Origin of the sequence: Ligilactobacillus agilis, from assembly GCF_025311475.1 — a bacterium.
Lineage (GTDB): Bacteria > Bacillota > Bacilli > Lactobacillales > Lactobacillaceae > Ligilactobacillus > Ligilactobacillus agilis.
Genome location: NZ_CP104397.1, coordinates 1461266 through 1482902, shown reverse-complemented (window position 1 = coordinate 1482902; position 21637 = coordinate 1461266). Strand labels below are relative to the sequence as shown.

The window sequence follows — 21637 nt, the reverse complement described above, 5'->3', positions numbered from 1 at the left end:
TAACTGGGACTTTTTTTATTAGCAAAGGAGGAAGCTTATGACTTGTGGGGGACTAATCCGATATTAAGTTACAAGTGGAACTTTTTACTTGGATAACTTAATGGAGGTCATACATATGAAAAAATTTTCGCTAAAAGAATCAGTTGTAATGTTAATTATTTTGTTGGTAATCTTAGCTGGTGGGGTTCAACAGGGCCTCTCACCAGAAACGCCGGTTTTAACAGTAATTGCCTTATTAATTTTGGTAGCTAAAATCCACGGTGCTACCTGGGAGAAGATTCATAATGGGATTAAAGACGGGATCAGCACCGCATTAATTCCGATTTTTATCTTTATCTTAATTGGGGTTTTGATTGCGGTTTGGATTAAAGCTGGAATTATTCCCGCCTTAATGGTAGTAGGCTTTAAATTGATTAGCATTAAATTCTTTGTGCCGTCTGTCTTTTTAGTTTGCGCTTTGGTAGGGGTCTCGATTGGGAGTGCCTTCACCACCATTTCCACAATCGGAATTGCTCTTTTTGGAATGGGGATTACGATGAATATCAATCCAGCCTTGGTGGCAGGGGCGATTTTGTCCGGGGCTATCTTTGGTGATAAAACCTCACCCCTATCGGATTCGACTAACCTAGCGTCAGCAATTGCGGGCACGGACTTATTTGCCCATATTAAGAATTTGATGTGGACAACCATCCCGGCCTTCTTGGTTTCGTTACTGGTCTTTGTCTTAATTGGGCGGGGCAAGACTGCTCCTGACTTTACTAAGATTGAAACAACGGTTAGGGTGTTGGAAAGTCATTTTAGTATTTCCTGGTTAGCCGCTTTGCCGGTAGTATTAATGTTTGTCTGCGCTTGGTTTAAGATTCCTGCCATTCCAACTTTGTTTATCAATATTTTTGTTTCAACTGGAATTATTTTTCTCCACCAGCCGCACGTAGCTTTAACTGAATTGGCAACGCTAATGGAACAAGGCTTTGTCTCTCAAACCCATAATAAGGCGGTTGACGCCCTCTTAACCCGGGGAGGAATTGCCAACATGATGGGGACCGTTTCTTTGATTGTGACCACCCTAGCATTGGGGGGCTTATTAATGGAATTAGGTATTATTCAAACGGCGATGGAACCTCTTATCAAACGCTTAAAGAAACCGGGCAACTTGGTGTTAGCAACGATTTTATCAGGAATTGGGGTTAACCTCTTTGTTGGTGAGCAATACTTATCAGTCATCTTACCTGGGCGGGCCTTTAAAGATGCATTTGGGCGGGTAAAGCTTGCTCCCCTAGCCTTAGGTCGGGTGTTAGAAGATGGTGGTAGCGTAATTAACTACTTAATTCCTTGGGGGGTAGCCGGCTCCTTTGCAGCTTCCACTTTAGGCGTGCCCGTCTTAGAATTTCTACCATTTGTTATCTTTGCTTGGATGTCGCCAATCCTATCCGTTTTGAGTGGTTTTACAGGTATCGGTTTAAAAATGCAAAAGTAGCTAGACTTAGCTTGAGTTTGACCAGTAGTTGGTTGGACTCAGGCTTTTTTTATTACACTAACCGTAGTTAAAAAAGATTTATTAAGGGCTTATTTATAACTAGTTTAAGAATTTAGGCTATAATTGTTATCAAAAGTAATAAATATTGGAGTGAGATTGTAAATGGAAAGTTTAAATTTAATCAAGCAAAGACCAGGCAAAAACTGGTGGACGCCGATTTTAGTAATCGTTTTGATGTTTGTATTAGCAGGGGGATTAGGGACCGGCCTGTTAATGTGGGGCTTTAGTTTAATTAGTGGCCAAGCTGCTTTTGATGAAAAAACTGCCAGCGGGGCCTTGGCAGCCCTATTTGGTTTTTTGTTCCCGTTATTAGGAATCAGCCTGTACAACCGCTTGGTCAATAAACGTTCCCTTAGGGCCTTAGGATTTGCAAGGGAGAAGTGGCTACTAACTTATGCCAAGGGCTTTGCTTTAGGGACAGTTTGTTTATTAGCAATAGTATTGGTGGCTACTTTATTTGGTGGGTTTAAATTAAGCGTCACACCCCAGCCTGATTGGCTCTTGCTCTTAGGACTACTGGTGGGCTTTATGATCCAGGGCTTAACTGAAGAAGTGTTGTGTCGGGCCTACTTACAAAATAGTGTGGCGGCCTATAAGGGGCAAAAGTGGGGGATAATAGTCAGCGCCTTGGTCTTTGCCTTACTGCATGCTAGCAATAATGGGTTGGCCTTTTTACCAATCCTTAACCTGTTTTTATTTGGATTAGTCTTTAGTTTGCTTTATGCCTTAACTGATAATATTTTGCTGGTTGGAGCCACTCACAGTGCATGGAACTTTATGCAGGGTCCGGTAATGGGGGTTAAGGTTAGTGGCAATCAATTTGCAACTAGTGTTTTAAATGCCGAAGCTACAAATCGGTTAAACCTCGTTAGTGGTGGGGCATTTGGCATTGAGGGTAGTATTTTAACGACGATAGTAGGATTAATTTTAATTACCTGGCTTTTTAAAACTTTAGAAAGAAAGTGAGTTTATGTGTACAGCAATTACTTTTACAGGAACGAGCAACTATTTTGGCCGTAACTTGGATTTAAATTACTCTTATGGTGAACAGGTGGTAATCACGCCCCAAAATTATGAATTTAACTGGCGGCAACTCCCTAGTGTGAAGACACACCTAGCCTTAATTGGGGTGGGAATTGTAGTAGCCGACTATCCGCTTTATTTTGACGCCATTAACGAGGCGGGACTAGGGATGGCAGGCTTAAATTTCCCGGGAAATGCTTATTATGGCAAAGTAACAGTTGGTAAAAGCAATGTCAGTCCCTTTGAATTTATCCCCTGGTTGTTAGGGCAAGCCCATAACGTCGGTGAAGCCCGAAAGTTATTAGCCGATTTAAACCTGGTTAAGATTAACTTTAGCGAGCAATTGCCCTTGGCTGATTTACATTGGCTGATTGCTGACAAAGATGAAAGCATCGTGGTAGAGGCAACTAAAACGGGGTTACACATTTATGATAACCCAGTCGGGGTCCTAACCAATAACCCAGCCTTTAATTACCAACTAGAAAACCTAAAAAATTACCGGCAGTTAAGTGCGCGGACCACCCCCAACACTTTTGCTTCCAGCTTAGACTTACCGGTAGATGCTACTGGCTTTGGAAGTATTGGCTTACCAGGAGATTTATCGCCTAAGGGGCGCTTTGTTAGGGCTAGTTTTGCTAAACTCAACGCTTTAAAGGGGACAGATCCCCTTAGCGATGTTAACCAGTTCTTCCAAATTTTAGCAACGGTTAAGCAGGTAAAGGGCCTTAACTGGGTAGACGAGCACAGTTGTGAATATACGGTCTATTCAGATTGCTACGACCTGCAAGCGGGGGTATTATATTATCTTACTTACGAGAGCCCACAGCTTCACGCCGCTAAATTACAGGGACAGCAACTAGCAACGAGCCAACTGATTACCTATCCACTAAAAAATCAAGTGGTTGTTGACTGGCAAAACTAAAAAAACAGCCGGAAAGACCGACTGCATGTAAAGAAAAATAACAGTTATTTGCTTTTTTAGCAACGATCAAAAAAATTGCGGGTACCAAAGACCTAGTGTAGGATTAGATTAGCTAATATTTTATTGAAAGGTTGGTTTTTATGTTAAAAGTTGCTTACATTGGAAACGGCAAGAGCACCAATCGCTATCACCTACCATTTGCCTTGAAGAGTGGCCGGGTTGAAGTGAAGACGATTTTTGCCCGCCATAACAATTCTACTTGGGAACGGTTAGCTAACGTTAACTACACCAATAATCTAGATGATATCTATACCGATGATGAATTGGACTTAGTGGTAGTCGCAACCCCGAGTGCTTTTCACTACCAGTATGCCAAGGAATGCCTAGAACATGGTAAAAATGTCTTGGTAGAAAAGCCCTTTGCACAAACGGTAGCTCAAGCCAAGGAGTTGTTTGAGTTGGCTCAAGCTAAGGGCCTCTTTATCCAAGCCTACCAAAACCGCCGCTTTGACTCTGACTTTTTAACTGTTCAAGCGGTGATTGAAAGTGGCAAGTTAGGTCAACTACTAGAAGTAGAAAATAATTACGATTACTTCAGACCCGAAGTGCCAAAAAGCCAGTCTGAGTTAACCTGGGAGAATAGCTTTCTTTACACCCATGCCTGCCACACGGTGGATCAAATGTTAGCTTACTTTGGCAAGCCTAACCAGGTTAATTACGATGTCCGCCAACTTTTAGGACGCGGACGGATGAATGACTATTTTGATTTGGACTTGAACTACGATAATCTTAAGGTATCCGTTAGGTCCAGTTACTTTAGGCTCAAGAGCCGGCCTAGTTTCGTTTTAACAGGGACCAAGGGGTGTTTTGTCAAGGTAAGCGAAGATCGGCAGGAACAAGATTTGAAGCACTTTTACTTGCCAACTAAAGCTCACCCTGATTTTGGGCTAGATCGACCTGAGGACTACGGAACCTTGACTTATGTAGACGCTGCCGGTAATTATCATGAAGAAAAGGTCGTCTCAAAGGTGGGCGACTATAGCCGGCTTTATGAAGGAGTTTACCAAAGCTTGGTTAACGGGGCGGAAAAACTGGTCAAGGATGAAGAAACCCTGGCGCAAATCGAGATTCTAGAACGTGGTTTCAAATTATTACGATAAAGACTAAAGCATCTTGCAAACTTTTTTTGCAGGATGTTTTTATTTACCAGTTCTTAATCAATCTGATAGTGTTTGTTAAGGCTTTTTTGCTATAATAAAAGGCGTATCTTTATGCAATCACTTTAAGGAGCGATTTTTTAAAATGAAAAAAGCAGAACGACAAAGGAAAATTGAACAATTAATCAAGCAAAATGTCATTGCGACTCAAGATGAATTAATGCGCCAACTAGAGGCCAATGGAATTAAGGCCACCCAGGCGACAATTTCCCGTGATATTCGGGAGCTCCAAATTATTAAGGAGCAAGATTCCAACGGAGTAGTTCGCTATGTGATTTTTAAGGGCAATAATCAAAACGAAGAAGAAAAGTTGATAAAGGCGATTGAAGAAACTGTGGTTGACATTCGGCAAGTTGAGTTTATGAATATTATTCATACCTTACCACGTAACGCCAACGTATTGGCTGCTATTTTAGATGGCCTATCTCTTCCAGCGGTGGCGGGAACACTAGCCGGCTACGATACGGTCGTTATTATTTCTGGTTCAAAAGATGAGGCCAGTCAGATTAATTCATTGTTTACTAAGCATGTGGCTGAACAATAACAGGTAATAAGAATGGAAGCAAAAACACTTAAGGACAAAATATTAACCGGACTCCAAAAAGTGGTTAGCAGCCTGGGAAGCTTCATTAAAAGAAAGTGGTACAGGTATCAGCTAACGCGGTGGTTAATTGTCATCTTTTTGAGCCTGGCAGTAGTGAGTTCGGCCTACCTAACCTTTATTGCTAAGACGACAGATGTTAAGGGGCTAAAGGCAACCCTCAAGCAGGCGACCCAGATTTATGACGTAGATGGGGATAAGGCGGGGTATTTATATGCCCAAAAGGGGACTTGGGTTTCTTTAAAGCAAATTTCGCCTAACGTAACTAACGCCGTATTATCCACGGAAGATCGCAATTTTTATAAAGAATACGGTTTTTCCCTTACAGGGATTGGCCGGGCCGGCTTGCTTTATGTTAAAAATAAGCTAACTGGCCAAAGTGGTATTAGCGGTGGGGGAAGCACCATCACCCAGCAGTTAGTAAAAAATGCCTTCTTGAGTCAAGAGCAAACCTTTAGCAGAAAAGCCAAAGAACTATTTTTGGCAGTCCAGGTGGAAAATGATTATAGTAAAAAAGAGATTCTGACCATGTACCTCAATAACGCTTACTTTGGTAATGGGGTTTGGGGGGTACAGGATGCGGCTAAACGCTATTTCAACGTTAACGCCAGTGAGTTAAGTGTTCCGCAGGCAGCGACTCTAGCCGGAATGTTGAAGAGTCCCAGTGCCTATAACCCAGCCGACCATCCGCAAGCGGCCCGGCAAAGAAGAAATGTGGTCTTGGGATTAATGGCCGCAAATGGGAAGCTATCTCAAAGTCAATTAAGCCAATACCAAGCCAGTGCCATGGTGGTTTCTAACGGTTATGACTATGTTTCTGGTTATAAGTACCCTTACTACTTTGATGCGGTCATTGCTGAAGCCATTGATGATTATGGCTTGAGTGAAACAGAGATTATGAACAAGGGTTATAAAATCTACACGAGTTTGGACCAAAATTATCAAACCCAGATGCAAACGGCCTTTGCTAACAGTAGCCTCTTTCCATACAATGCTAGCGATGGAACTAAGGCCCAGGGTGCTTCAATTGCGATTAACCCCCAGACTGGTGGGGTAGCTGCCTTAGTAGGGGGCCGAGCTGGCTCACACGTTTTCCGAGGTTATAACCGGGCGACACAACTGAAACGTTCACCGGGCTCGGCTATTAAGCCGCTAGCAGTGTACACGCCGGCCCTGCAAAACGGATATTACTATGACTCGCAAGTTAAGGACACCTTAAAGTCTTACGGGACCAATAAATACACCCCTAAAAATTGGAATGGGGTATACAGTGGGGAATTGCCGCTGTATGAAGCCTTAGCCCTAAGTAAGAATACCTCGGCCGTATGGCTTTTAAATAAAATCGGCATTCAAAAGGGTTATGCCTCCGTTAAAAGATTTGGGATTCCCCTAAGTAAATCAGACAATAACTTGAGTCTAGCTTTAGGGGGAATGAAAGAGGGGGTCTCGCCTTACGAAATGGCCGCCGCCTACACTGCCTTTGCAAATCAAGGGGTCAAGTACCAGCCCCACCTAATTCGTAAAATCGTAGATTCATCTGGCAAAGTTATCGTTGACAATAGTAAGGTGGATTCTAAACGGATAATTTCTAAGAAAGTTGCTAACGAAATGACCAGCATGATGATTGATGTTTATAAAATGGGGACGGGGACTAGTGCCAAACCATATGGCTTTACAATTGCGGGTAAGACTGGGTCAACGGAAAGTGCTCAAAGAATAGACGGCGAAGATAATGACCACTGGTATATTGGCTATACCCCCGACGTTGTGGTTGCGACCTGGGTTGGCTTTGACTCGTCTAAGTATTCACTCCAAAATCAAGGCTTAAGAGCTGGGGCAGGCCTATTTAAGACCGAGATGGAAGGTATCCTACCATACACACCGCAGACTAAATTTGATGTGGGCGCTGCTTCAACCATGGTAAACAGTAAAGCAGCTAGTTCAAGTTCTAGTGGGCAAGTCTGGTCCAAACTTGAGGACGCCGGTAAAGATATCGGGGCAAAAGCTGCAAGTATCAAAGACAAAGCGGGTAGTTACTTAAAGGGATTATTTGGCTATTAGTGTAAAGGATGGTTTTTATGACAAAAAAAATATTTGATTATGAATTAAATGAAAATCTAGATTTATTTGTGCTAATTAAGGCTGCTCAGGCGCGGCTGGCTAAAAATGGCAAACAGTTCATCGCCTTTGAATTTGAAGATAAGTCGGGTGAAATTAGCGCGAAGTACTGGGATGCTTCGGATGAAGAAGTCAAACGTTACCAAAGTGGGCAAGTCGTACATTTAAGCGGGAAGCGTGAAAATTATCAAGGAAATCCGCAGATTAAAATTTATAAGCTCAGGTTAGCGACCGAGCAGGAACCCAATGATCCAAGCTTATATGTTCAAGGAGCACCCCAAAGTGTTACGGAGATGCAAGCGGAGCTTGAAAAATTTGTATTTAAGATTCATAACAGTACGTGGAACCGGATTGTGCGGGTGTTATTGCAGAAGTATCAAGCCCAGTTTTTTACCTACCCAGCGGCTAAGAAAAATCACCATGCCTTTCAAGGCGGCCTAGCATACCATACGCTGACTATCTTGAAACTAGCACAAGGTGTAAGTCAACTTTACCCGCAAGTAGATGAGTCGTTGCTTTACGCTGGGGCGATTTTGCATGATTTGGGGAAGGTAATCGAATTGTCGGGGGCAATGAGCACCCAATATACGGTTGCCGGCAATCTATTAGGTCATATCGTACTGGTTGATGAAGAAATTATTAAGGCCTGTCAACAGCTAGGCATTGATACCGCTAAGGAAGACGCCATCTTATTACGGCATATGATTCTAGCTCACCATGGTTTGCTTGAGTATGGCTCGCCTGTTACACCGCATATTTTAGAGGCTGAAATCTTACACCACCTCGACGATTTGGATGCCTCTATTCAAATGGTGGAAACCAGTCTTAGCCACACTAGCCCGGGTGAATTTTCGGAACGGGTTTTTGGTTTAGAGGGGCGGTCCTTTTACCAAAGAAAGCAAGGAAAATTAGAGTAAAAAAAAATGGAACTCAATTGAGTTCCATTTTTTTAAGCTCTTATTTGCTTGAAGAAGATGATGAAGTTGAAAGGTAATTAGATAAGACATCCTTTAAGTCCTTGTCTTTGATGGAAACTTTACCACCCTTAAGCACCTTAGCAACAACTTTTTGCATGTATTCGGAGTCAGATTCCTTGTTAGCAATAATTTGCTTCTTCAAGTCTGAAATGTGATCGCTCATCTTACCCTTGCCAGGATTCTTGACGGACCAAATGATGTGGTAACCGTAAGAAGTCTTAACTGGGGTAGCTGTGTATTCACCTTGTTTTAGGGCGAAGGCTGCCTTCTTAAATGAGGAAGCTAAACTAGTATCAGTATTGTCAAATGAAGGTAACTTACCACCATCGCTAGCAGTTGAAGAGTCGGTTGAGTTCTTCTTAGCTAATTTCTTGAAGTTAGCGTAGGTAGGATCAGCCTTTAATTGGTTGATAATGTCTTCGGCTTCAGACTTCTTAGAAACCAAGATATGAGCAACGGTAATTTCTGGTTGGTACTTAGCCCATTGCTTCTTTAACATCTTGTTAGTAATCTTGGTATGGTCTTTAACAGCTTCTTCTAGGAGTAAGTTAGAGCGAATAGCTTTTTTGAAAGAAGAGTTAGTATAACCATATTGTGACAAGACTGTGGAGAAAGTTGAACCATACTTTTCTTTTTGTTCGTTGAATTGTTTATCAACTTTCTTAGATGTAACTTTTGAACCATAGTCTTTTTCTAAGACCTTGTCTAGAATCATTTGTTCTAAGACGGCCTTACCAGATGAAGTCTTTTTCATGCTGGAGTAGTATTCACTTTCAGTAATCTTTCCACCTGAAGTAGTAGCAACAGTTTTAGAACAAGCAGCCAAACTAAAGGTCATTAGGACACCAGCACATGCCACTAACCATTTTTTCATTGTAGAAAACACATCCGTTTCATTAAATTTCTTGCAAAGCAAGTTAACGCTTATAACTATACCACATCTAACTTGAACTTTGAGCATAAATTTCTTCTTTTATAGAAAAATCTAAAACAATTCAAAAAAAGTTCACTTTTTTAAGTCAAAGTCGGTTAAGGCTTCAATGTGGCTACTACTTTCTTCACTAAACTTTGCCACGGCTTCACCTAATTCTGAAATGACGGGTAAAGTAGCATCCACTTCTTGGGCTAAGTGTGTCAAGGAAGCATTAACTTTTTGCAGGGCAGCTAGCCAATCATCTACGGCCGCAATGTTTTCGTCAACAGTTTGTTTGAGCTGGCGGCCAGTAGTCAAGATTTGGTCACGTTTGAGGTAGGCACCAGCTGCAAGCGCGGAGATGCATAAAATTTTAGTTATTGGTTTTGTCACTTATTTTTCCACCTTGGTTTCGATACTTTTAGCAATTAGGGCCAAGTCAGTTGGAGTGTAGTTAGCAGAATTATCGGTGAACTTCATCGCAAATCCATCTTCAGCGCCGAAGCGTGGGATTAAATGGAAGTGGGAATGAAAGACAGATTGATAAGCGGCTTGCCCGTTATTATTGACCAAGTTTAAACCAACTACCTCAGGATTAGCAGCCTTGATAGCGCGCGCAATTTTAGGGATTCTAGCAAAGACTTGGCTGGCTAGTTCTTCATCATAAGCAAATAAATCAGGAACGTGTTTTTTAGGAATGACTAAAGTATGACCTGGAGTTACTTGGGTAATATCTAAAAACGCCTTGACAACTTCGTCTTCGTAGACGGTGGTGCTAGGAATTTCACCCGCGATAATTTTGCAAAAAATACAATCTTCCATGAAAAGACCTTCTTTCTGAAAAATAAAAATAGTTTACAATTATCAGTATACACTATAAAGGAAAGTTTAAGTTAATGTATAATTAAAGAAAATGTTTTTTTAGAAAAGAGGAAGTTCATGACTTTAGAAGTAACAGATTTAGTTGGTGGTTACTCACAGATTCCTGTTTTAAAGCAAGTTTCATTTACGGTAGCTAAAGGACAATTAGTGGGCTTGATTGGGTTAAATGGTGCAGGTAAGTCTACAACCATTAACCATATTATTGGCTTGTTAAGGCCGCAAAAGGGGAGCATTAAGATTAACGGGGTTAGTTTAAGCGAAGATAGCAAACGCTATAAGCAAAGCATAGCCTACGTTCCGGAAAGTCCAATCTTATATGAAGAGCTAACCTTAAAAGAACACATTGATTTGACTATCATGGCCTATAACTTAGATGAAAAGCAGGCCTGGCAAAGAGCCCAAAAGTTATTAACAACCTTTCGCTTAGATAAAAAGTTAGACTGGTTTCCGGCCAATTTTTCTAAGGGGATGAAGCAAAAGGTAATGATTGTCTGTGCCTTTTTGACGGATGCAGATTTATTTATTATTGACGAGCCTTTTTTGGGCTTAGATCCGCTAGCGATTAGGGATTTACTGGCATTAATCGCCCAAAGAAAGGCACAGGGAGCGGCTATTTTAATGTCGACTCACGTTTTGGATACCGCCCAAAACTACTGTGACAAGTTTGTGCTCCTCAATGAGGGACGAGTGACGGCGAGCGGTAGTTTAGCTGAGTTACAAGCAAAATATGGGAATAGTCAAGCAACGTTAGCTGATTTGTATCTTCAAATGATAGAGAGGAACTAAGCATGGACGAATTATGGCAAAAACGGCGGCAGGCCTACCATAAACACCTGTTAAAATACTTACGCTATGTTTTAAATGACCACTTTGTGTTAGCGTTACTGTTTATTTGTGGGGCGGTCGCTTATAACTACAATAATTTTTTGAAAACTTATGCACTTAGTCAAAGTTTGGGGTGGACCAAAATTATAGTCGCCTTAATTTTGGGATTAGCCCTAAGCTTTGGTCGCCTGGCAACCTTTTTGGAGCCAGCTGACCTGGTGTTTTTGGCGCCTAAAGAATCGGATTTAAAGCACTATTTAAAGAAATCATTTGTTTATACTAGCCTGATTTGCCTCTGCGAACAAGCTGTGATTTACTTACTGCTGTGTCCCTATTTAAAAATCATCCTTAACTTTAGTTTAGGACAACTAATCTGTTTAGGTTTAAGTCAACTACTATTAAAGGAGCTAGGACTTTACGGGGATTATTTGCGCGGCTTTGCCCCCTTAAAACAAGTGGGATTTATGAAGCTAGCTAGCTTGATACTAGTTGTACTGGCTAGTTATTTTCCACTAGGTGGTTTGATACTAAGCGGGGGATTTTGGCTAGGTTGTCTTTATGGTCTCAAGGTAAACCAGCAAGTAGTGGCCTGGAAGTTTTTAATCGAAAAAGAAGCGGCCCGCATGCAAGGCTTGTACCGTTTCTTTAACCTGTTTACGGATGTTAACCTAGTGACGACGAGCGCCAAAAGAAGGAAGTATTTAGACTGGCTCTTACCCACAAGACCTGCGTATGCTTTTTTGTACCTCCGTGGGTTTATGAGGACCAGTGAGTACTTAGGAATTTATTTACGCCTAACAGTATTAGGCAGCCTGCTTCTTATATTCATTAAGAATTACTACCTAGCGTGTGGGGTCGCCGGATTGTTTCTTTACCTAATTGGTTTGCAATTATTTAGCTTGAGTGACCGTTACCAAGAGATAGTCTTTGTTTACCTCTACCCGCTTAGTGACAAACAACGGTTACGTGAATTTAGTGGGGTCTTGTTACGATTGTTAGTGCCAGTTTGCATTATCTTTAGCACCCTAGTATTAGTTACTGGTCAAAATGTCTACCTGTTTTCTTGCCTATTGTTAGGGTTAGTGTTAGAAAGTTACCTAATTACCAAGCCCTATTTTGTTTGGCGGCAAGGGCGGGTTAGGAAAAACTAACTTGACACTGTGCCTCTAAGTTTGTAGACTTGTATTGTTATCGATATCAGTAGAAGGAGAGCCAAGATGGATTTCGATTTAGAAAACGGTTGGCGCATTTTACCGATAGATGGTGATACTGGGACGGCGTACATGGGGATTAGGCAACAAGAGAAGTTGTTTTTGAAACGGAATACGTCTCCCTTTTTAGCCGCCTTGTCGATCGAAGGGATTACCCCGCGGTTAGTTTGGACAAAACGAATGACGACGGGGGATACCTTAACGGCTCAAGAGTGGCTAAATGGTCGGTGCCTACATAAGGCCGAGATGGATAGCGAAGCTGTTTCTGCTTTATTGTACCGACTGCACCATTCGGCTTTGTTAAAGCGGATGTTAAAACAAGTTGGTGGTCAGGTGGTAACACCGGAGGAATTACTTCAGCGGTATTTTCGGGGGCTGCCACAAGACTTACGCCACCATCCGCTCTTAAAAACCGTAGCTAATCGGTTACGCGCTAAGCAGCCACAAGTTAAGCGCTCGAATTACGAAGTATGTCATGGCGATTTAAATCACAAAAATTGGCTTTTATCTGACCAAGGCAACCTTTTCTTGGTTGACTGGGAGTCTGCGGTGATTGCGGACCCAGCGTATGATTTAAGCATGTTAATGTGTCAATATGTCCCACGTAATAATTGGCAGCAATGGCTACAAACTTACCAAGCTAATGGTCCAGAACAGCCTAGCGACGATTTAATGCTAAGGATTAATTGGTATAGTTTTTGTTACCTGTTGTTGCAAATCAAAGCTAAGCATCAGCGTGGTCATTTCCATGAAATGAACCAAGACATAATTAAACTCGACGAAGTGGTTAAGAAACAAACAGATATTTAGTAATAAGTGACTGGAAGGTAGTCTGCCTTCCAGCTTTATTTTAGTAAGGGAGGAAAATATGCGTTTACGCAATAAACCTTGGGCTAAGCCCTTGATTGAAGCAAATCCACAGTGGGTGGTAACTAATCCTAGTGAGTATCGGGGTAAGTGGCAAGAACGGTTTGAAAAAGTACAACCTTTATACATTGAAGTTGGAATGGGTAAGGGACGCTTTATTGTAGAGATGGCTAAAAAATATCCCCACTATAACTTCATCGGCCTAGAAATGCAGACTGTTGCGACTGGAATTGCCTTAAAAAAGCAATTGGTAGAACAACTACCTAACCTACAGTTAGTCTGTGCTAACGGGGCCGGCTTGACTGAATTTTTTGCAACTGACGAAGTGGCTGGGATTTATTTGAATTTCTCCGATCCTTGGCCTAAGAATCGGCAAGAAAAACGGCGCCTGACTTACAAGTCGTTTTTAGCGGCATATAAGGAAATAATGGTAGCCGATGGTCAGTTGGAATTTAAGACCGATAACCGGGGCTTATTTGAATATTCCCTAGCAAGTCTTAATAATTTTGGGATGACCTTTGAGAAAGTCTGGTTAGATTTACACGCAGATGAAGAGGCTGTGGTAGACAATGTAATGACTGAATATGAAGAAAAATTCAGTTCTAAGGGCCAACCAATTTACAAGCTAGCGGCTCGCTTTTAAAAAGTAAGCAAAAAAGTTTGCAACTACCTCTTTGTAGCTTATAATGAAGTCAATTAAATTATTTGGAGGTATGTCCAATGGAAATGTTAGCTAAGATGAATAAAGCAGAAATGGAAGCAAAATTGGCAAACGGTGCCTACGTATTATTCTTTACTGCAGATTGGTGCCCTGATTGCCGCTTTATTAAACCAGCTATGCCAGAAATCGAAGCTGAATTTAAGGAATTTACTTTCATCCAAGTTGATCGTGATGAAAACCTTGACCTGTGCCAAGAATTGATGGTGATGGGAATTCCAAGTTTTATCGTTTACCGTGATGGTAAAGAAGTAGCCCGCTTCGTAAATAAAGATCGTAAGACGAAGGCGGAAGTAACAGCCTTTTTAAGTGCTGCTAAATAAAATATAAGGAGTTTTGGAGCAGATGTTAATTTCAAGTTACAATCCAAGTCAAATGGGAGACGTGTTAGTGACGATTATTAATCCGGATAAAAGCACGCAAGCAAGCGAACAAAAGCAGGATGTGACACGGATTTACGAACCTAAGACAGATTTAACCCTCGGCTATAACTTTTTTAAGTTGGGTGAATATTTACCGGACTTAAAGGGACAAGGACAAGTCTTTTTGACAACGGCTCAAGTGGCGACTTTAAACGACCACTTAGAAGCGGTGGGCTTTAAAGCTGAATTAGAGGCTGATTTAAGTCCTAAGTTTGTGGTGGGTAAGGTACTTGAAATGACAGAGCATCCAGACTCGGATCACCTTCACGTTACCAAGGTTAAAGTTGATAATGAGCAAGTCTTACAAATTGTTTGTGGTGCCCCTAACGTTGATGTAAACCAACACGTGGTAGTGGCTAAGGTAGGAGCAATGATGCCAAGTGGTGCTTTAATTTGGCCAGGTAAGCTACGCGGAGTTAAAAGCGATGGCATGTTATGTGCAGCGCGCGAATTAGCCTTACCTAATGCTCCTCAAAAACGTGGTATCTTAGTGCTTGATGCGGACGAATTTCCCGTTGGTCAAGCATTTGACTTTGAAAAAGGGCGGCAATTATTTATCAACTAATCAAAGAGTATGTTAAAATTGGACTAGTACAAGCTATTTGCTACTAGTCCAATTTTTTTGTTAGGAATGGGAAGATGGAAAAATATACAGGACCAGCCTTTTATCAAACTAAGACTAAAGTGGCTGGTGAAAATAATAAATTTAAAGCAAAACATGAAACCCAAGGGGATAAACGAGTCGCCACTAATTTGACTCGAAAGACGGCTTATAACAATAGCCGTGGCTTTCATCCCCGGACCTTTCCACCATTTAGACAGCAAGGTCCGGTGGTTGATCTAAAGGCCAAGTATCAAAAGTTAAGTCAGCAGCTAAAAAAGGCTAAGGCAGACTTTATTTTATTTCAAGACGAATCAATTGCAAGTCAACAGGAATTAGAGTTGTTTGATTTGCGGCAACCGGTAGTTGATTTTGAAACTCCAAGTAAAGTAACGACACCAGTGAAACAAGCTGAGATGGAAGCTGCTGTGGTTGAAGCTAGTCCAGCTAAGGCAGTTGAGGATAGTTCGGAAGCGGTGGTAGTTTTTGAACCCCACGAACTTCCTGAACAACCACTGACTCAAACAGAAACTGAAACTGTCGTGGATAGCCAACCTGAGGCCGCACAAGTTGAGGCGGTTATTGAAGAAGAAGCGGCTAAAAAAGAAGAACCAGTAGTTGAGTTTGAAAAGGTCCAAGAAAAACAGCCGGTTAAAACTGTAAATGACAAGCAGCCCCTAGCAACTACAAAGCCAGTGGTTCAAACGCCGGCGCAGCCTAAACAAGCAAGCGTAATCTCGGATGTGAGTGGCGAAGCAAAACAAGCGGCCGGGGGTTATGAGCGGCCGGCTTTGACCTTATTACCGGCTCCAATCAGCGAAAATACCGAACAAGTAACCACCTGGGTAAGTGAGCAAGCAACCAAGCTTGATGAGACCTTAAAATCATTTCGGGTTGACGCCCAGGTCGTTAACTGGACAATTGGACCAGCCGTAGTTCAATTTGAGGTGAAACTAGGCCGGGGAGTAAAGGTAAGTAAAATCACGAACTTAACGGATGATTTACAGCTAGCCTTAGCAGTTCGAGATGTCCGGATTGAAGCCCCAATCCCTGGTAAGAGTAGCGTCGGAATTGAAATTCCTAATCGCTATGCCCGGCCGGTTAACTTGGCTGAAGTTTTGGGGTCACAAGCCTTTTTAGAGGCTAAATCGCCACTAACCGTTGCTTTAGGAGTAGACTTGTTTGGTAACCCCCAGGTGACAGATCTACAAAAGATGCCCCACGGATTAATTGCGGGGGCGACCGGCTCTGGGAAGTCTGTGTTTATTAATAGTATGCTCGTTTCACTTTTGTACAAGGCAAGCCCAGCAGAAGTGAAATTGATATTGATTGATCCTAAGGCCGTTGAAATGGCTCCTTATCAAGGAATTCCTCATTTGTTAGCGCCAGTCATTTCCGATGCACAAGCAGCTGCTGCCGCCTTAAAATGGGTGGTAGCAGAGATGGAACGACGCTATGAATTATTAGTGGCTGCAGGAGTAAGAAATATCGAAGGCTTTAACACCAAGGCCGAAGAAAGCGCCCAGTATGGTTTGAAATTACCTTACATTGTGGTAGTAATTGATGAACTTGCTGACTTAATGTTAGTGGCCTCTTCGGAAGTCCAAGATTACATTGCTCGGATTACGGCTAAGGCAAGGGCGGCGGGAATTCATCTAATTGTTGCCACCCAAAGACCAAGTGTTGACGTGGTAACTGGAACCATTAAGAATAATATTCCCACTCGCATTGCCTTTATGGTTTCAAGTCAAGTTGATTCCCGGACAATTATTGACACCGCCGGGGCGGAACGACTCCTCGGCCGGGGGGATATGCTTTATTTAGGCAACGGAAGTAGTCAGCCAGTCAGACTGCAAGGAACTTATATTGGAGATGAAATCGACCAAGTGACTGACTTTGTTAGGAGTCAAGGTCAGCCTAAGTATGCTTTTGACCCGGAAAACCTAAAGAAGAAGTTAACCGAAGATGAAAAGCAAGATAAGCTCTTTCCGAGGATTTTGGACTATATTGTCAATGAGGAGGCTATTTCTACCTCGAAACTTCAACGGGAATTTTCGATCGGTTTTAACCGCGCAGCGGGGATTATTGATCAACTCGAGGAAAAACAATATATTTCAAGGTCAAATGGCTCTAAACCACGTAAGGTATTCTTGACTCAAGAAGGATTGAATAAATTAAGAGCGCAGGGCTAAATTTAAAACAAATCAGAGAGCTTTTATGTTACACTATTTCTGAGTGTGAATTAGAAAAGAGGATTATTATTATGAATATGGATACCACATATTTCTTCGTTGGCATTAAAGGGACTGGGATGAGCTCATTAGCCCTAATTTTAAAGGATAAAGGTTGCAAAGTGGCAGGGTCTGATATTGATAAGTATACCTTTACCCAAAGAGGGTTAGAACAGGCTGGAATTGAAGTTTTACCTTTTAGTGCTCAAAATATCAAGGAAGGCATGACGATTGTAAAGGGGAATGCCTTTGGTGAAGATCATGAAGAAATTAAGCGCGCTAAAGAGCTAGGCTTGAAGGTGCAAACTTACCCGGAAACAGTAGAAATGTTAGTGACTGAAACGACTAGCATTGGGGTAGCTGGTGCTCACGGTAAGACAAGTACCAGTGGGTTGTTAGCCCACGTTTTAAGCGGAGTAGCACCTACTAGCTTTTTGGTCGGTGATGGAACCGGGAAGGGAATTTCGGCCTCACGTTTCTTTGTCTTTGAAGCGGACGAGTACCGCCGGCACTTTGTGGCTTATCACCCAGATTACACTATTATGACTAACATTGACTTCGATCACCCGGACTACTTTACAGGGATTGACGATGTGTGTGATGCGTTTGAAACGCTAGCTCGGAATACGAAGAAGGGTATTTTTGCTTACGGCGAAGACAAACATTTACGTAAGCTAAAGTATGACGTGCCAGTTCACTTTTATGGAACCGAAGCAGACGATGAATTTAGGGCGGAAAACATTAAGCGGACTACTAAGGGTTCGACCTTTGATGTTTACCACTTTGATGAATTCGTTGGTTCTTACCAAATTCCGATGTTTGGGGAACATAACGTCTTAAATAGTTTAGCGGTGATTGCAGTAGCTTACTTTGAAAAAGTAGATCAAGATGAAATTAAGCGGGAACTGTTAACTTTCAAAGGGGTTAAGAGACGTTTTTCTGAAAAACGCGTCGCTGATATGGTGATTATTGACGATTATGCCCACCATCCAGCTGAAATCAAGGCAACCTTGGACGCAGCCCGGCAACAATATCCAGATAAGAAGATTATTGCTGTCTTCCAACCACATACTTTTAGCCGGACAATTGCGCTGATGGATGAATTTGCGGCCAGCTTGAATTTAGCCGATAAAGTCTTTTTGACAGAAATTTTCTCATCAATTAGAGAAAAGGATGGCAAGGTGTCTGCTAAAGACTTAGGCGCTAAGATTACTAAGGGTGGCGCAATTTTAAGTATGGACAACATGTCACCTCTGTTAGACTTCCATAATGATGTGGTAGTCTTCATGGGGGCCGGCGATATCACTAAGTATGAACACGTCTACGAAGAACTCTTAAGTAATTTGAGTTTAAAGAATAATTAATTTTAAAAATATATTGACAAAAAGTAAGTTAACGCTTATGCTAAAAGCATAGATTGAGAAAGGAGTGCGTGAAATGACTAAATTAGTTTGTGTAAACACAATGACTTGTTCATGTTGTCAAACTGGCAACATGTCCTTTGTGTTACACAAATTGAAACGCACTTCAAAAAACCTAAGTTAACTAAACGTAATTAATACTAGTAAAAGTAGGTGGACCTGTGTTTCCGTTTGTGGAAATCCAGGTCCTTTTTGTGTTTGGTAACTAATAAAATTGGGAAGGGATGAAGATCTATGCAGAAGAAAAAGATTGTTGGGTTAGTCATGGCATTAGGATTAGCGGGGTTATTCTTAACGGCTTGTGGCAAACAACAAACAACTAGCAAGCAACAGGAACTGCGCTTATCTGCTAGCGCACCATTAGATACGATTGATATTTCCAAGGCGACTGGCTATGGGCAAACAGGTAATGTATTTGAAAGTTTTTATCGATTAGGCAAAAATGGTCAGCCAACTGCAGGCTTGGCTAAAAAAGCAACTGTTTCGGCTGATGGGTTAACTTGGACATTTACCTTAAGAAATGCTAAGTGGAGTAATGGCGACCAAATTACTGCTCAAGATTTCGTCTATTCTTGGCGGAGGTCGCTCACCCCTAAGACGGCCTCACCTTATGCTTACCTCTTTTCCGGAGTTAAAAATGCGGACGCAATTAGCAAGGGCAAGTTACCGGTGGAACAGTTAGGTATTAAAGCACTTGATAACGAGACGGTAGAGATTAGTTTGGAAAAACCCATCGCTTACTTTAAGGTTTTAATGGCCTACCCACTTTTTGGACCACAAAATCAAAAGGTGGTTGAAAAATACGGTAAAAAGTATGCCACTAATTCTAAGTACATGGTTTATTCTGGTCCGTTTGTAATTAAGGACTGGACGGGGACTTCGGATAAGTGGAGTTTTCAAAAAAATCCTAATTACTGGGATAAAAAACAAGTTAAGTTAGATAAGATTAGCTATAAGGTGGTAAGTAATCCTAACACGGGTTATGAACTCTATCAGCAAGACAAGCTAGACATGACACCTTTGTCCAGTCAGCAGGTGAAAAATTACAAGAACAGTAGTGAATTCAAACAATATCCATATTCTTATGTAGCCTTTTTAGCCTATAACTTCAATGCTACTAATTCTGCTAACAAGAAGGCCTTAAATAACCAAAATATTCGGCGGGCCTTGTCGCTGGCACTAGATCGAAAAGTGTTGACAAAGAAAGTTTTTGGGGATGGTTCTCAGGTTCCAACTGGCTTTGTGGCCAACGATTTAGCTAAAAATCCGCAAACTGGCGTAGATTTTTCCAAGGAACAAGCCGTGACTAAGACAGTTGCTTATGACGCTAACTTAGCCCAAAAGTATTGGCGCAAAGGTTTGGCAGAAACGGGGCTTAAAGAGCTAACCTTTAACATTCTGGCTTCAAGCGATACCCCAACAAACGATGCACTAACGCAGTATCTACAATCTCAATATACAAAGGTGTTACCAGGCTTAAAGGTTAAGGTCCAAAATATTCCAGGAAAGAGCGCCTTAGAGCGGGCCCGTAAAGGTGAATTTGATATCTATGTTTCTGGTTGGGGGGGAGACTTTAACGACCCAATTACCTTCTTGCAAATTCCACTAACAGGAACATCTTATAACTATGGAAATTACAGTAATTCGGAATACGACCGTTTGATTGCTAAGGCAACTAACGAAGATGCCAACGATAAATTGGCACGGTGGAATGATCTAGTAGCAGCAGCTAAATTATTTAACAGTCAACAAGGTGTTAGCCCACTGTATCAACAAACCACGGCCTACTTACAAAAGAAGCGGGTCAAGGGGATTATTCACAATACGGCAGGAACACAATGGAATTATAAGTACGCCTACCTTAAGTAATTTTTAACCCTCGCCTTTAGTTGGTTTTACCTCCAATTATATGGTAAGATAAGCTTAAGATTAATTGGAGGTGTCACAGTTTATGACTGAAGATGTGCATAGGCAAGGAAAAAAGATTGATGAGTTAAAGGAAGGCGATTCGTTAACGGTCACGGAAACGATCTCTGAACGGGAGATTTTACTTTACCTAGGCTTAACGAATGATACTAATCCGCTTTATATGCAACCGGATTACGCTGCTAAAACTGAGTACGGTCAAACAATCGTACCACCAATCTTGCTTACCGGGATTATTACTAGCTCGATTAGCAAGTTACTTCCTGGACCAGGGAGTGAAATTGTTAATATGGATGTGAACTTAATCTCGCCTGTCTACCACAACCAAATTATTACTTTTGACTTTGAAGTAATAAAAATTGACACAATGAAAGAAGTCGTTACAATTTCTGTTGAAGGTGTAGATGAGGATGATGAACGGGTCCTAGATGCCGTTATCATGGTGCGTCCACCTAAATTGGAACAGTTAGCTCTCGATGAAACCAGTAGTTTAGAGGGGGTTGATATAAATGAATAACCAAGAGCGAATGATTGTTTCTAATGAACAAGGCTTAAATCGGTTTTTGAGTAAAATGTATGCTTTTATGGCTACGGCAGTCGGAGTTTCAGCCTTAGTTTCTTACCTCGTAATGGGGGTTTTTTACAGCCAGGTTGTTACTTTATTTGCGACTAACAAGTTGGCAATCTGGATTTTGTTTATCCTCCAGTTTGCCCTGGTAATCGGGATTAGTTTTAAAGCCGACCGCAATCCAGTGGCGAGTGCGACAATGCTTTACCTGTATGCCGGCTTTGAAGGCTTAATATTTGGAATCATTATTCCAATGTATACTGCCCAAAGTGTGACCCTAGCCTTTGCTTCGGCTGCAACTGTCTTTGTAGTGCTGGCTTTAATGGGGACTAATACTAAAAAAAGTTTAGCTACCATCGGAAGACATGCCTTGGCAATGTTAATTGCTTTGATTGTCGTTTCGATTGTGAACCTCTTTTTACAAAGTTCGGTGATTCAATTTGCCTTCTCAATTATTGGGGTATTAATCTTTAGTGCGTTAACAGCTTATGATGCTCAGCGCTTTAAGTTAATGTACCTTCAATATGGGCACCAAGTTAATACGACGAACTTGGCAATTATGGGGGCATTACAACTTTACCTTGACTTTATTAACCTTTTCATTCAATTGCTTAATATTTTTGGTATTGGGTCAAATAAGGATTAAGGTTAATCAAA

Annotated in this window: 21 protein-coding genes; 18 read left to right on the top strand and 3 right to left on the bottom strand. The window is 41.6% G+C overall.

The features are described 5' to 3' along the window. Window positions 1-115 precede the first annotated feature (115 nt). The 7 genes from nhaC to N4597_RS07445 all read left to right on the top strand — a co-directional run bounded on the left by nhaC (window position 116) and on the right by N4597_RS07445 (window position 8335). Window positions 116-1477 carry a Na+/H+ antiporter NhaC gene (gene nhaC / locus N4597_RS07475; protein ID WP_089143818.1) on the top strand — a complete coding sequence of 454 codons (1362 nt, stop codon included), beginning with the start codon at window positions 116-118 and terminating at the stop codon, window positions 1475-1477. Between the two features lie 162 nt (window positions 1478-1639). Beyond that, window positions 1640-2503: a CPBP family intramembrane glutamic endopeptidase gene (locus tag N4597_RS07470; RefSeq protein ID WP_260903203.1), complete on the top strand. Its 864-nt coding sequence runs from the start codon at window positions 1640-1642 to the stop codon at window positions 2501-2503. Between the two features lie 4 nt (window positions 2504-2507). Then, a complete protein-coding gene (bsh, locus tag N4597_RS07465; RefSeq protein ID WP_260903202.1) occupies window positions 2508-3482 on the top strand; it encodes a choloylglycine hydrolase in 975 nt (324 codons plus the stop codon). 140 nt (window positions 3483-3622) lie between these two features. Further along, complete coding sequence (locus N4597_RS07460) at window positions 3623-4642, top strand: Gfo/Idh/MocA family oxidoreductase (RefSeq protein ID WP_202022311.1); 1020 nt, start codon at window positions 3623-3625, stop codon at window positions 4640-4642. A 142-nt stretch (window positions 4643-4784) separates the two neighbouring features. Beyond that, a complete protein-coding gene (locus N4597_RS07455) occupies window positions 4785-5243 on the top strand; it encodes an arginine repressor (protein ID WP_056976417.1) in 459 nt (152 codons plus the stop codon). A gap of 12 nt (window positions 5244-5255) precedes the next feature. Further along, entirely contained in the window at window positions 5256-7361 is a 2106-nt protein-coding gene (locus tag N4597_RS07450) for a PBP1A family penicillin-binding protein (RefSeq protein WP_260903201.1), read from the top strand. A 17-nt stretch (window positions 7362-7378) separates the two neighbouring features. Then, on the top strand, window positions 7379-8335 hold the full coding sequence (locus tag N4597_RS07445) for a 3'-5' exoribonuclease YhaM family protein (RefSeq protein WP_056976415.1): 957 nt from the start codon (window positions 7379-7381) through the stop codon (window positions 8333-8335). Window positions 8336-8375: 40 nt separating this feature from the next. Here the strand turns inward: N4597_RS07445 and N4597_RS07440 are convergent, their stop codons facing one another. The 3 genes from N4597_RS07440 to N4597_RS07430 form a co-directional block, all read right to left on the bottom strand. After that, window positions 8376-9269: a peptidylprolyl isomerase PrsA gene (locus N4597_RS07440; RefSeq protein WP_101811276.1), complete on the bottom strand. Its 894-nt coding sequence runs from the start codon at window positions 9267-9269 to the stop codon at window positions 8376-8378. A gap of 132 nt (window positions 9270-9401) precedes the next feature. Continuing rightward, window positions 9402-9701: a hypothetical protein gene (locus tag N4597_RS07435; protein WP_056976413.1), complete on the bottom strand. Its 300-nt coding sequence runs from the start codon at window positions 9699-9701 to the stop codon at window positions 9402-9404. Beyond that, a complete protein-coding gene (locus tag N4597_RS07430; RefSeq protein ID WP_050611093.1) occupies window positions 9702-10130 on the bottom strand; it encodes an HIT family protein in 429 nt (142 codons plus the stop codon). A 117-nt stretch (window positions 10131-10247) separates the two neighbouring features. Here N4597_RS07430 and N4597_RS07425 point away from each other — a divergent pair, with 117 nt between their 5' ends. The 11 genes from N4597_RS07425 to N4597_RS07375 all read left to right on the top strand — a co-directional run bounded on the left by N4597_RS07425 (window position 10248) and on the right by N4597_RS07375 (window position 21626). Next, window positions 10248-10976: an ABC transporter ATP-binding protein gene (locus N4597_RS07425; RefSeq protein ID WP_204773179.1), complete on the top strand. Its 729-nt coding sequence runs from the start codon at window positions 10248-10250 to the stop codon at window positions 10974-10976. Window positions 10977-10978: 2 nt separating this feature from the next. Continuing rightward, window positions 10979-12166: an ABC transporter permease gene (locus N4597_RS07420; protein ID WP_260903190.1), complete on the top strand. Its 1188-nt coding sequence runs from the start codon at window positions 10979-10981 to the stop codon at window positions 12164-12166. Window positions 12167-12232: 66 nt separating this feature from the next. Next, entirely contained in the window at window positions 12233-13036 is an 804-nt protein-coding gene (locus N4597_RS07415) for a phosphotransferase family protein (protein WP_260903187.1), read from the top strand. Between the two features lie 58 nt (window positions 13037-13094). Further along, on the top strand, window positions 13095-13736 hold the full coding sequence (gene trmB / locus N4597_RS07410) for a tRNA (guanosine(46)-N7)-methyltransferase TrmB (protein ID WP_094051162.1): 642 nt from the start codon (window positions 13095-13097) through the stop codon (window positions 13734-13736). A gap of 77 nt (window positions 13737-13813) precedes the next feature. After that, complete coding sequence (locus N4597_RS07405) at window positions 13814-14134, top strand: thioredoxin family protein (RefSeq protein ID WP_050611088.1); 321 nt, start codon at window positions 13814-13816, stop codon at window positions 14132-14134. A 22-nt stretch (window positions 14135-14156) separates the two neighbouring features. After that, window positions 14157-14798, top strand: a complete 642-nt coding sequence (ytpR, locus tag N4597_RS07400) for a YtpR family tRNA-binding protein (RefSeq protein WP_170091588.1) — start codon at window positions 14157-14159, stop codon at window positions 14796-14798. 74 nt (window positions 14799-14872) lie between these two features. Next, a complete protein-coding gene (locus N4597_RS07395) occupies window positions 14873-17026 on the top strand; it encodes a DNA translocase FtsK (RefSeq protein ID WP_260903185.1) in 2154 nt (717 codons plus the stop codon). 71 nt (window positions 17027-17097) lie between these two features. Continuing rightward, the gene (gene murC, locus N4597_RS07390; protein ID WP_172573488.1) at window positions 17098-18429 is read left to right on the top strand and encodes a UDP-N-acetylmuramate--L-alanine ligase; all 1332 of its coding nucleotides are present in this window, start codon (window positions 17098-17100) and stop codon (window positions 18427-18429) included. Between the two features lie 291 nt (window positions 18430-18720). Further along, a complete protein-coding gene (locus tag N4597_RS07385) occupies window positions 18721-20355 on the top strand; it encodes a peptide ABC transporter substrate-binding protein (protein WP_260903181.1) in 1635 nt (544 codons plus the stop codon). Window positions 20356-20437: 82 nt separating this feature from the next. Continuing rightward, window positions 20438-20929 (top strand): MaoC/PaaZ C-terminal domain-containing protein, encoded by a 492-nt coding sequence (locus N4597_RS07380; RefSeq protein ID WP_050611083.1) that lies wholly within the window; start codon window positions 20438-20440, stop codon window positions 20927-20929. Further along, a complete protein-coding gene (locus N4597_RS07375; RefSeq protein WP_089144911.1) occupies window positions 20922-21626 on the top strand; it encodes a Bax inhibitor-1/YccA family protein in 705 nt (234 codons plus the stop codon). Before N4597_RS07380 ends, N4597_RS07375 begins: the two co-directional genes overlap by 8 nt. Window positions 21627-21637: the final 11 nt, after the last annotated feature.